Source organism: Roseovarius sp. MBR-154 (assembly GCF_053628595.1).
In genome coordinates, this window is sequence record NZ_JBRJGR010000001.1 from 47,085 (window position 1) to 59,072 (window position 11,988).

At 60.7% G+C, this 11,988-nt stretch carries 9 protein-coding genes and 1 pseudogene; 3 read left to right on the forward strand and 7 right to left on the reverse strand.

Annotation, left to right across the window (positions count from 1 at the left end; all coding sequences use genetic code 11):
- Positions 1 to 73 precede the first annotated feature (73 nt).
- The 3 genes from ACSSV4_RS00225 to ACSSV4_RS00235 all read right to left on the reverse strand — a co-directional run bounded on the left by ACSSV4_RS00225 (position 74) and on the right by ACSSV4_RS00235 (position 4,932).
- Positions 74 to 1,372 (reverse strand): ATP-grasp domain-containing protein, encoded by a 1,299-nt coding sequence (locus ACSSV4_RS00225; protein WP_454272612.1) that lies wholly within the window; start codon positions 1,370 to 1,372, stop codon positions 74 to 76.
- A gap of 70 nt (positions 1,373 to 1,442) precedes the next feature.
- A complete protein-coding gene (gene cphA, locus ACSSV4_RS00230; protein WP_454272614.1) occupies positions 1,443 to 4,085 on the reverse strand; it encodes a cyanophycin synthetase in 2,643 nt (880 codons plus the stop codon).
- Entirely contained in the window at positions 4,072 to 4,932 is an 861-nt protein-coding gene (locus ACSSV4_RS00235; RefSeq protein ID WP_454272616.1) for a cyanophycinase, read from the reverse strand. Before ACSSV4_RS00235 ends, cphA begins: the two co-directional genes overlap by 14 nt.
- Positions 4,933 to 5,150: 218 nt before the next feature.
- Here ACSSV4_RS00235 and ACSSV4_RS00240 point away from each other — a divergent pair, with 218 nt between their 5' ends.
- Entirely contained in the window at positions 5,151 to 6,077 is a 927-nt protein-coding gene (locus ACSSV4_RS00240; protein ID WP_454272618.1) for an isoaspartyl peptidase/L-asparaginase family protein, read from the forward strand.
- Positions 6,078 to 6,291: 214 nt separating this feature from the next.
- Positions 6,292 to 6,477, forward strand: a pseudogene (locus tag ACSSV4_RS00245) (tyrosine-type recombinase/integrase); the annotation flags it as partial.
- 252 nt (positions 6,478 to 6,729) lie between these two features.
- On the opposite strand, the gene ACSSV4_RS00250 reads toward ACSSV4_RS00245, so the two are convergent.
- From ACSSV4_RS00250 to ACSSV4_RS00265, 4 genes are all read right to left on the reverse strand, one after another.
- Positions 6,730 to 7,605, reverse strand: coding sequence for a cobalamin B12-binding domain-containing protein (locus tag ACSSV4_RS00250; protein ID WP_454272620.1), 876 nt, complete (start codon positions 7,603 to 7,605; stop codon positions 6,730 to 6,732).
- Positions 7,606 to 7,792: 187 nt separating this feature from the next.
- A complete protein-coding gene (locus tag ACSSV4_RS00255; protein WP_454272622.1) occupies positions 7,793 to 8,401 on the reverse strand; it encodes a response regulator transcription factor in 609 nt (202 codons plus the stop codon).
- Positions 8,385 to 10,679, reverse strand: coding sequence for an ATP-binding protein (locus ACSSV4_RS00260; protein WP_454272624.1), 2,295 nt, complete (start codon positions 10,677 to 10,679; stop codon positions 8,385 to 8,387). Before ACSSV4_RS00260 ends, ACSSV4_RS00255 begins: the two co-directional genes overlap by 17 nt.
- A complete protein-coding gene (locus tag ACSSV4_RS00265) occupies positions 10,676 to 11,356 on the reverse strand; it encodes a biliverdin-producing heme oxygenase (RefSeq protein WP_454272626.1) in 681 nt (226 codons plus the stop codon). Before ACSSV4_RS00265 ends, ACSSV4_RS00260 begins: the two co-directional genes overlap by 4 nt.
- Before the next feature lie 135 nt (positions 11,357 to 11,491).
- Between ACSSV4_RS00265 and ACSSV4_RS00270 the strand changes: the two genes are divergently transcribed.
- Positions 11,492 to 11,869 carry a hypothetical protein gene (locus ACSSV4_RS00270; protein WP_454272627.1) on the forward strand — a complete coding sequence of 126 codons (378 nt, stop codon included), beginning with the start codon at positions 11,492 to 11,494 and terminating at the stop codon, positions 11,867 to 11,869.
- Positions 11,870 to 11,988: the final 119 nt, after the last annotated feature.

Below are 11,988 nucleotides of genomic sequence, written 5' to 3' on the forward strand. Positions count from 1 at the left end.
CCTGAATTACCGGCGCAGCGATGCGGCCACCGTATCGCGCCCCCGACCGACAAAGTCCAGCGCGGCCGTTGGCCTATTCCTCGATGTCGCTGAACTCGTAATTCAGCTTCTTCATGACCTGCTCGTAATTCCACAACAGCTTGGATTGCTTGTTTGCCCCCATCCAGATCGACGCCACGGCATAGCTGTAGGCGTCCTGTTCGGGCAGTTCCGACAGCCGCATGCCGCGTTTTACATAGGAGGCAATGCGCGTGCCCTCGACCTGCTCGGAGGCCACCTCCAACTCGGCGCGCGAGGGCACCCGCGCGAGGGTCGCGTCGTTGAAGAACACCCGGTAAAAGAACTCTGCGGCGACGTTTTCCGGCCCCTCGCCCCGGGGCATGTCAGGCTTGCGCCCGAGGCCCAGATCGACCGTCACCTGCTGGTGGCTCACCCCGTCAACCATTTCAAAGAGGTCGCAATGCGATTGCGCGATACGGGTGTTGATTTCCAGCAACCAGATCTTGTTCTGCACCTCGTCCCAGTAATACTCCACGTTGAAGCCGGCATTGTCATATCCGATATGTGCCATCACCTTGCAGGTGATCTCGTTCATCTCGTCCTGCACGCGGCGCGGCAGGGTCGAGGGGTAGAGATAGTAGAAAAAGCTGAGAACCTGCGGATAGCGGATCGAATCGACCGTGCCGTAAGGCACGACTTCGCCCTCGTGGACATAGCCCTCGACGGTGCATTGTCGCCCGCCGATCACCTGTTCGGCCATGCAGTAATGCCCTTCGATCGCCTTGATGTCGTCGGGCAGGTCGGCCTGATCCAGCACATAGTTGAACGGCTCTGAAATCTGGCCGATCTCGGCGCGGAAGGCGGCGACCGCGTAGTCGAAATCCTCGGGGCTGTCGATGCGAAAGCCAAGACGAGAGCCGGATGACTTGATCGGCTTGACGAAGAACGGAAAGCGCAGATCCGCCGCGCCGATCGTTGACAATGCGTTGTCGTCGAACGGGTCGAAGGCGGTGAATTTCGGGACGTGCTCGGGGATCACCTCAGCCATCACCTTACGCGACCAGAATTTATGCTCGCATTTCAGCAAGGATTCCAGCGAGGCGTTGCGGGTGCCGTATTTCGCGCAGAGCAGCGGCAACATGGTGGAAACCGGAAAGTCGATATACCCCACGATGGCGTCGATCGAGCCGTCAAAGGCGTCGAGCGTCGCCTCGGCCTCGCGCAGCATTGCGGGGATGTCGAATTCCTGGGTGTCCGACACCGCCTCGGAGGTCAGCAGCGGGTGAAAGACGACATCCTCGACCCCCCGCAGCCGGGTCAGTCGCTCGGCATTCATCGCGTTCAATCCGACGACGAAGACATTCTTGGTCATGGTGTTGGTCCTTCCTGATCAGGGCGTGCGCACCAGTGAGGCTGACGCACCGGATGGGTGCAGTTTGTCCTCAGACCTGCGCGAGATCGGACTGAACCGGAAAACTCCGTCCCTTGAGCCGCTCCGTGGTGCCGGTGATGTCATCCACCAGCAACAGCAGAAAATCGCCCGGCACGGCATCCGCCATGGCCCGGTCAACGGCGTCTTTTTCCTTCATGATGACCTCGACCGCGCAGTCCGATCCGGCGTCGGCTGCCCCCTTCCGTATCAGGTCTGCGGTCTCGCCTTCGGCGCGACCGCGTGCGTCGGATTCGTAGACGTAAAGCACGTCGCACATCTTGGCGAGTTGCGCGCCCAAAGCGGCGAGGTCTTCATCACGGCGATTGCCCGGCGCGGTCGACACGCCGATCTTGCGCTGTTGTCCAAGGCCGTTCACCAGCGGCTCCAACGCGACCAGCGCCGGCACGTTGTGACCGTAGTCGATCAGGCAATAGACGCCGTCGGCCTCGAAATAATTGGTGCGCCCGGGCATCTGCGCCGGGGTCGGGTGGAAGGTCAGCAAACCGGCGCGGATATCGTCGATCTCGATGCCATGGGCCAGTGCCACTGCAGCGGCGGCCATCGCGTTCTGCACGTTGAAGGGCGCGTGCCCCTCGAAGGCGATCGGCACGTCGTTCACATCCACCACATCGACCAGAACCTTGCCGCGCAGCAACACGATGCGCCCGTTCTTGACCGTGACGACCATGCGTCGTTCGCTCAGGTGCTCCTGCAGTGCGGGGTTTTCCGGGTCCATCGTGAAATAAATGATTTCGCCCCGAGCCCAGTACGTGCCATGCTCCATCACCAGAGGATCATCGGCATTGAGCACGCAATAGCCGCCGTCCTTCTTGACCGAATCGACGACCACCGTCTTGCAGCGAGCCAGGTCTTCCAGCGTGTGGATGTCCCGCTCGCCCAGATGATCCGACGCGATGTTGAGCAATACACCCACATCGCATTCATCAAAGCCCAGACCGCGCCGCATGATGCCGCCGCGCGCAACCTCGAGCACGGCATGCTCGACCGTGGGCTCCCGCAGCACGGCCTGTGCGGCCGCCGGGCCGGAATAGTCGCCCCGCAGGATCACATGATTGTCGATCTCGACCGTTCCGGTGCAGCCCATGCCCACCGAATACCCCGATTGGCGCAGGATATGCGTGGTCAGGCGGGTCGTCGTGGTCTTGCCGTTTGTGCCGGTGATCGCGGTGATCGGAATACGGCCATTGTCGGTTGGATCGGGAAACAGCATGTCGACGACATGCTCGCCCACCGGGCGCGGCGTGCCATGTGTCGGCGCCATGTGCATCCGGAAACCGGGCCCGGCATTGACCTCGACCACGCCCGCCGATTGCTGATCGAGCGGCTTGGTCAACGTCTCGGCCAGCAGGTCGATCCCGATGACGTCGAGCCCGACATGCCGCGCGATCCGCTCCATCGAAAACCTGATATCAGGATGCACCTCGTCGGTCAGATCGGTGGCCGTCCCGCCGGTCGAGATATTGGCCGTCGATTTCAGGAACACCATCTCGCCATCGCCGGGCACGCTGTCCAGCGTCAGCCCCGCCTGTTCGAGAACCCGGTGGGTCTGCGCGTCCACGTGGATCTGGGTCAGCACGTTCTCGTGGCCCACGCCGCGGCGCGGATCTTCATTGGCCTTGTCGATCAGCGCCTGGATCGTAGAGTTTCCATCGCCGGTGACATGTGCCGGGCGGCGGCGCGCGGCCGCCACCAGCTTGCCGCCGATCACCAGCATCCGGTGATCCTCGCCCTTGATGTAGCTCTCGACGATCACGGCACCGGAGTCGTCGCGCACCCGCGCAAGCGCCGCGTCGTAGCCCGATTTCAGGTCGTCGAGATTGTCGATATCGGTGGTCACGCCGCGCCCGTGATTGCCCGCCAGCGGCTTGGTCACCACTGGCCAGCCGATCCATTCGGCGGCCTCCTTGATCTCGTCCCAGGAATAGCAGGTGTAGCCCTGCGGCACCGCGATCCCGGCATCGCCCAGTATCTGCTTGGTCCAGTCCTTGTCGTCGGCGATGGAGTGGCCGATGATGCCCGACTCGTCGGTCACCGTGGCCTGGAACCGGCGTTGTTTCACGCCATGCCCCAGTTGCGTATAGCTGGTCCCCTCAGTCAGATTGGTCCAGGGTATGTTGCGGGCCTTGGCAGCGTCGACGATCGACCCCGTCGAAGGGCCGAGCGCATTGGCGTCGCGAACTTCTTTGAGATGTTCGATGACCGGGTCAAGATCGACATGGCCGCCATCGTAGAGCTTGCGCACAATCTCGACCGCAGCCTCGCCCGCGGCAAGGCCGGTGGCTTCGTCGCGGTAGCGGTAGACGACGTTGTAGACGCCGCGCTCATAGCTGTCGACGCTTTTGCCATAGCCCACCGAGAACCCGACCAAATTCTGCAACTCGATGGCAAGGTGTTCGACCATATGCCCGGCATAGGTACCGTTACGCACCCGTTGCAGGAACCCGCCAGGCTCTCCGATCGAACAGCGATGTTCGTATATACTGGGAAAAATGGCTTCGAGCTTTTCCGCTATGCCGGGCACCTTGTCGCTTGGGCGGTCTTCGAGGTCTTCGATATCAAGCCGCATGTAGATAGCTTGATAGCGGCTGTAATAATTCGGCCCGCGCAGCGCGCGGTGCTCAAGTATACGCATTCCTTTGCTCCAGACTGCCGGTCCCGAGCTCTTTCGGCCCAAGTACCCGCCGATCCGTGAAACTGTACCCGTTCCCGTCGACCAGCGCATGCATAATGACGTTGTGGACGCTCACCGCCTCACCGTCAGAAAGATCGAATACATTGGAACTGGTTATGGCCGAACTGTCAACGAGGATGACGTGACCGGGGCCAAAAGCGTAAATGTTGTCGTTCTCGAAGAGAACTGCCGCATCTTCTCCGAGGCCAACGCCGAGATACTCGGGATTCGTCGCCCCGACTTCCATCAGACGCGAGAATCTCCCCCGTTCAAGGAAATGCGTATCAATGATTACGCCCTCGATCAGGCCAAAGCCCGCAGACATCTTGACAGCGCCCTTGCGAAGAGAATCCGTCGCATTGCCGCCATACACCATCGTGGTCGACTGGCACGCCGCGCCCGCGCTTGTCCCCGCTATGACAGCGCCCTCGTCATAGCGCTTGCGGATCATCGAAAGGGCAGCAGACGCACCCAGGATACTGGTCAGGCGCATCTGGTCGCCGCCGGAAATGAATATCACATCACTGCGCGACAGCATGTCGAGCAAAGCGGGGGCAGCCGCATCGGTGCGCTCGCGTATGCGCACGTCCAGCACCTCGCTGGCACCCAGCCTCTCGAACACCTGACGGTAATCGGCGAACACGTCGTCAGGGATACTGCTGGCCGTGGTGATGACCCCGACGACCGGCGCCTCAGTCTGGCTCAACGCCACGACCTGCCTCAGGATCTCGGTGTTCGAGGCTTTATCTTCTGCGCCGCCGATGGCGACAAGTTTCCCTCTGGGCACAGGACGAATCGACATGTCCATGAACGGACCTCCAGTCTGCGGTAGACAAGACCTACATATTGTGGAAATTATCACTCCACAAACATGTTTGTTACCAGATAAACGACGTCAGTATGCAATGCGTCGCAACGTAACAAGCTTGTCACACTTTCAAGCAGGTTTACTCGGGCAGTATGGTACCAGAAAGTCGATGGCACCTGTGCAACGGCACGTGTCAATGAATCAAGGAAAGGTGTCCCATGGCCAAAGGTTTCGTGCTCGCCATTCACGGGGGCGCCGGTGTCTTGCCTCGCCCCGAGATGTCTCACGAACGTGAGGCGGCCTGCCACGCCGCCCTCGCGCGCGTCCTGGCTGCCGGAGAGGCGGTCTTGTCGCGCAACGGCACGGCCCTAGATGCGGTCACCATCGCGGTCGAGGCGCTTGAGAACGAACCTCTCTTCAATGCTGGTCGTGGCGCAGTATTCACTCGGGATGGCACGCACGAAATGGATGCCGCGATCATGGACGGGCGTGGGCGCATGGCCGGGGCGGTCGCCGGCATTTCCGGCGTGCGCAATCCAGTGCGCCTTGCACGCGCCGTCATGGAACGGACCGATCACGTGCTTATGGTCGGCGACGGCGCGCTCGAAATCGCACGGGACGCGGGGCTGGCCTTTGAGGATGATTCCTATTTCTTCACGCAAGAACGTTGGGACAGTCTGCAAAGCACTCTGAAGATGGAAGCTGACGGCACGCTCGACGATGACCCGGCCCGGCGTCATGGCACAGTGGGGGCCGTCGCGCTGGACCGCGCGGGCAACCTCGCCGCAGCAACATCAACAGGCGGCATGACGGCCAAGCGCAGGGGCCGTATCGGCGACAGCCCGATCATCGGTGCCGGAACCTTCGCCGACGATGCCACCTGCGCCGTTTCGGCCACCGGCGACGGCGAAGCCTTTATTCGCCTCTCGGTCGCGCATGAAATCGACGCGCGCATGCGGCTGGCTAAACAACCGATGACCGAGGCGGCACGCCAGATCATCTTGGGCGACCTGACCGCCATCGGCGGATCGGGCGGATTGATCTGTATCGACCGTGATGGGGCCCTGACCATGCCATTCAACTGCGAAGGGATGTATCGCGGGTGCGTGGAAGACGGCGGCGAGCCAAAAACAGCTATCTATTGAAGCGGGGCCCGAAAAGGCACACCGGCAGAATACAGAACTCGTACCTTTGCATCCAGTTTGTGGCAGGGACGAGGTTGTCAAGGTTCAGGCAGATCTGTCACCATCCGCATTCAATGGGTGTCATCCAGTTCCACACCGTGTTCAACGGCACAGGCAAAATTGGCTTTTAAAACGGCAGCTTTGATCAGGGCTGTCGTTATCGGCGAAGACTGCAGTCGAGGCGAGCGCATACGGCTCACATTCTTTGCGACGAACAAAGGTGACGCAGATCTATAAGAACACAGGCAATCTCCGCGCAGTCCAATTGCTGTTGGGGCATACGAAGATGGATAGCACCGTCAGGTATCTCGGCGTTGAGCTTGAAGATGCATTGGCTATCTCCGAAGCCATAGAAATCTAATCGAGAGGGCCGTCTTCACGGACGGCCCGAACCAGCCGTCGCTCAACAGGCATCGTCGCTGCGTTGCGGCTTCGCCAGACCGGTCATTCGTGCCCGTTGTGTCCCACCGCTCGCTGCCCCGGAGATCCCGGCTTATGGGGAATGGGCTTTAACTGCTGGAGGTACACCCACACCGTGAAGCCTGAACTGCGCGCCGTATATTCGCGCTGACCGGGTGTGGAGATCGGTTCGATCCCGGTGCCGTCTGCTCCGTCAGGAGAGCCGGTCTTCAGGCTCGCCATCGTACACCGAAGGACAGGCATCTCTCGCCATTTCGCGGTCCCACAGCGCCGAAATATGTTCTTTCGCCTCGTTGATCTCAGCGGCGACATGGTCAATGCCCATTGCGGACAGGCGCGGTCTGAGGCCGCCTACGTCTTGTCCACTCACGACAATGACGGCCCGGGGACAATGCTTGTGCAGCGCCTCTACGAGACCGGCCAGCCTGTCGAGCGAGTGCTGCCCGCCAATGGACAGCCCGACAATGCAGCGCGGCAGCTTCTTGATCTCGGCGACCAGTTCCGCCTCGCTCAGGCCGATCTTGAGAGCGATCTCCCATCCGTCGTCGCGAAAAAGATCTGCGGCCATACGGATGCCGAGGGTATGGTGTTCGCCCGGAACCGAGGCAAAGACAACCGTCAGATCCTGCTTGTTTGAGCCGGGATGCGCGGCGATGGTGATTTTCCGCAGCAATTCGAAAATGCGCCCGGTCGCAGCGGTCACGTCGGTAAAACTCACCCGATCTTCGGTCCACCAGTCACCCAGCATGCGCGCTGCGGCGGCAAGGTATTTGAGGTAAATCACCTCTGTCGTGGTGTTCTTGGCGAGGGTGCTTATCATCTCCTCCGCCGATGCCCTGCCCTCTTTCGAAAGCAGGGCCATGCAGAGGTCCTCAACGTCCTCTGGGGAGGGTGAGTGAGGCAGAGCATCGGCGTCCCTCTCCCGATAGGCAATGCGGCGAACGACTTCGTGGGCCAAGCCTGCCAGCAGGTGCAAAGGCGGTTGGCCGTTGATGCGCGCGGCGTCGTGCGGGACCGAGTCGTCGTTTCCGGCGCCTGGGTGGATCAGTAGCGGTGCTGCTGTATACAAACGTTCCCCTCCCGACATTCATATTGCGTCGAGGATGGTCATCCCTCACGTTCGACTGCCCAAGATCAAGCCCATCCAGATGTCTCAAGATCCCCGTCGAGACAATTGAGCTTAGGGGGATAGGGTGTCACCGGGATAGTTGGGAATTGCCACTACGTACTTATACGTAATTTGCCTGGCGACGGAATTAGCCCAGTATCCGGATCAGATCGGCGATGCCGCGCACCTGCATTTTCTCGCGGATACGCCAGCGGTGAACCTCGATGGTCCGGCGGCTAATCCCAAGCTCTGCGGCGATTTCCTTGTTGAGCTTTCCCTCGAGCATGTGGCGGAGCACTTCTTTCTCCCGGTCGGTCAGTTTAGTCAGGCGGTCGGCAATGATCTTCTTGGAAAGCTGGGCGGGGGCCCGGTTGGCCAGCAACCCCCCGGCCAATTCGATCGCTTCGAGAAGCCGACCAGCCTCTGTCGGCTTCTCGATAAAGTCGATGGCCCCGTTGCGCATGACCTGCACCGCGATGGGAACGTCGCCATGTGCGGTGACAACGATGATCGGAATATCTATGCCCATCTCGGCAAGCTGAGCCTGCAATTGCGCGCCACTCATTCCCGGCAGCCGAACGTCGAGCAGCATGCACGCCTTCTGCGCCGGGTCGAACGTCTTGAGGAAGCTTTCCGCCGACGCGCAAGGCATTGTCGCATAGCCATGCGCGTTCAACAGCGCGCAGAAGGAGTTCCGCACGGACTCGTCGTCTTCGACGACATAGACCGGAAAGTCCTGATCAGGCCTGTTCGCCATTTGCCCCCTCTATCGGCAGTTGAAACACGAATACCGAGCCGGTCTTTGCGGGTTCGGCCCAGATCCGGCCCTCATGTGCCTCGATGATTGAGCGGCACAAAGAAAGACCTATGCCCATGCCCTGGGTGGTCGATGTGTTGAACGGCTCAAACAGGTACTTGCGCTGTTCCGTTGGTATCCCGTGCCCGGTATCACGGACATATACTTTGACCCACTGGCCTGATCTTATCACTTCGACGGTCAGTTTCTGGACCCTTGCCCCCTGCATCGCCGCGATACTGTTGCGCGCCAGGTTCAGCATGACCTGACCGATCTGTACCGGGTCGGCAAGAACCCGTGGGATGCCCTGATCCAGCAGCAGATTGACCTGAAGCCTTGGCAGATCGACATACGCGAGCGCAAGGTCGATGCCCTGCTGGATGGCCTTGTTGAGGTCGATATATTCTGCGTTCAGGTCGCCCGCAGATATGAAATTGCGCATGCGGCGCATCAGGTCACCGGCCCGTGTCGTTTCGGCGACGGCTTCGTCGATGAGTTGCGCCACCCGGTCCGGGATTTCGACGTCGGCGTTCCTTAATTCCTGGCGGCACGCGCTGATGTAATTGGAAATCGCCGACAGGGGCTGGTTCAGCTCATGCGCGATCGCCGAGGCAAGCTCACCCATCGAGCTGGCCCGCGAGGCATCGAGAAGCGCGTGCCGCAAGCGGGTTTCCGTCTCCTCCGCAGTCTTTTGCGCCTCGCGTGCGGCACGCTCGTGCTCCAGACTGTTCAAGGCGAAAAGCGCCCGGCGCAGGATGCGCAGCGCATCACGGTCCATCGCCGAAAAGGGACGGCTCTGGCCGCGTCGCTCCTCGCGCCAAAGCGCGAAGGAGCCACGCGGCGACAGGCGCGTGACCCCGCCTTCCGTGGTGGTCTCGACCTTGTCGGGCTTTCCGGCCCAGCGGATCGTCTGTTCGAAATCGCTGCGCAGAAAGACCAGATAATCCCGGCCATCTTCGGACAGATCAAGAAGCGCGGCACCGGCGGCAACCGTCAATTGCTCCGCGTCCATGTCGATATGGTCCGACAACTGCGCGGTCGTTGCAACGCCGTCCGTCTGCAGCTTGCAAAGACCGGAAAAATCCAGAGGCTTGTCCGGCACCGCGCCGAACGTGACGACGCCATCGCCCCGAAAGAGCAACATCCCCTGCGCCTCGATCAATTGCATAAGCACCGGGGCCCAGTCGTTTATGAGCGACCCCAGCGACGTGCCGCCACGCGCCTGTTGTTCTATGCGAAAGGCCGTCTTCTCGGCGGTGATGCTCTTCTGGAGCTGGTTGGTGCTCTCGATACTTTGCAGCAGCGCAGAGGTGGTGCTCCCCAGGAGTTCGGCAAAACGCAACCGGCTCGAAGATATCTCGCGCGGCTCGTAATTGTGGCAGGCGACCAGCCCCCAGAGCTGGTTGTTGGTGACCAGTGAAATAGACAGGCTTGCCGCTACGCCCATGTTGTTGAGATACTCGACATGCACCGGGGCGACGGCGCGAAGCTTGGAAAACGTCAGATCCAGCGGAGACGCGGATTGCGCGTCGGCGACGCCCCCCTTGCGGCTGATGATCGGCACCCGCTCGCTGTTGATGTCGGGGATCGCCCGCACGACGTTCAGCAGGAAATGCCGCCGCGCCGGATCGGGAATGTCGGACGCGGGATAGTGCAGCCCGAGAAAACTGTCGGGGCGATTGGTGCTCTCGGCGATGACCTCGCCATGCTTGTCCTCGGCGAACCGGTAGATCATCACCCGGTCGAACCCGGTCACATCGCGGATGATCCGCGCGCTTGCATTGGCAAGATCCTCGAGCGCGCCCGGCGTGACAAGTTCCGAGATGAACTCCCGGCGCAGATATTCATCTTCCCAAACGCGCGCCGGCGTCGGCTCGGGATGCAACAGCTCGAGAACGATATGACCGTTGCTTCGATGTGGCAGGCATTCCAGATCTATCCGCGTGCCGTAGGGCCCCGGAAAACTTATGAACCACGGGCTTAGAAGGTCCGGGGTCGACAGTCCCAGCGTCAGGCTCCGCAAATGCCGCGCATTGGTCTCACCGATGAGCCTGGCAACATCCTTCCCGAGGATCTGCTCGGGCCCGAGCCCGATGAAAGAGGCCGCATTTCTGCTCGCGAATTCGACGGTGAATCGCTCCCCGTCGATTGCAATCAGGGCGCCATGCGGCTGGACCGCGCCGATCAGGTGGATCGGCTCCCGGTCGCAGGTTTCGAGGTTGACGGTATCCAGCGTCACGGCACCCTCGCAACGGCAAGAGGGGTTGAATGGTCCAGCGGCGCAAGCCAGTCTGCCAGCAGCCGGAACGTGTCGTGAGCACCCTGTCTCAGGTCACTGACGGCGGCCCCCTCGACCTCCAGCCCCTCGAGGTATGCGTTGGTCATCGGCCAACGGTGGCCACCCACCGCCCGGCACCATGACCAGAACCGCCGACCCGCTTCGTCTTCGCGCTCAAGCAACCGGCGCGCGGCGCGGTCGATGCGCGCCCCCCCGAGTGTCGCGCCCTCGACCACGTAGAGTATTCCGCCCAGCGACGCGGGAGACACGATGTCAAACGCCTCGCTGCATCGCGGGCTCTCTTCAATGGCCTCGGCGCTCCATCCCAGATCCGCCAGGTCTTGCGCCAGATACCCGGCTCGGTCCGCGTAATCGTAACCGGCAGTGCATGCCGCTCCACATGAAATCGCGCGCCCAATCGCCAGGTCAAGCGGCTGGTAAAACCCGTAAAGCCGCAAGATCAAACCCCGGTAATCAACGAGGCCAAGAGTCTGGTTGAACAGTGCCTGAAAACAAGCGTGCTCGTGTAACCGCTCGTGTTGTTGATGCGTATGCGCGCGCAGTTGGTCGCGCAATGAGACATTCCGAGGTGAACCCTTGGCCGTAGGCACGCATTGCTCCAATCTTAGATTTGCCATTTCCAAGGAAAGCGTATCATGAATTTCCCGCACCCCAAGAATTGAATGGCAAGCGTGCCAATATCCACATCTGAAGACGTGTAGAAAGTGCCGACCCAGCGGTCATAGGTCTTGTCTCAAGTCAACCAGCATTTCATGGCTCGAGCTGAACAGCTTCTGCATTCAACGCCTTTCGGTGGCGCGCTGTTTTGCGAAGCAGTGAGGCGATTGACAGGATCGTTCCTGAATGCGGTCACCGGTGTCCCGGAACTGCGCGGAACTATCGAACGGCTTTTCCTGACGTTCGAATTGAAATGGGCTCGCTACCGGCCAGGCTGGACGGCAGGAAGCGTCGCCCAGCTCAATGAGCGAAAGCCCTATTTTGAAGCCTGTATGTCGGCTGCCTTCGGGCGGCCTTTTTCGATTCACGCTTCCTATCGGATGAAGATCAGTTGGTATGGCGATGTCGGAAGTTGGTATAGGGGTGTCGGCAAGTTTGTTTTCAGAGTGTCGAAAAATTTATCAAGCAGTTGATTTGCAACGATAAATAATATCGCTAAGTTGGTGTTTCAATGTCGGACAACCTCTGACTATGGCGTATTCGAGTTCTTGCGCAGCCGGTTCAGTGTCTCGCAAGATCGACCGGCTGTCTC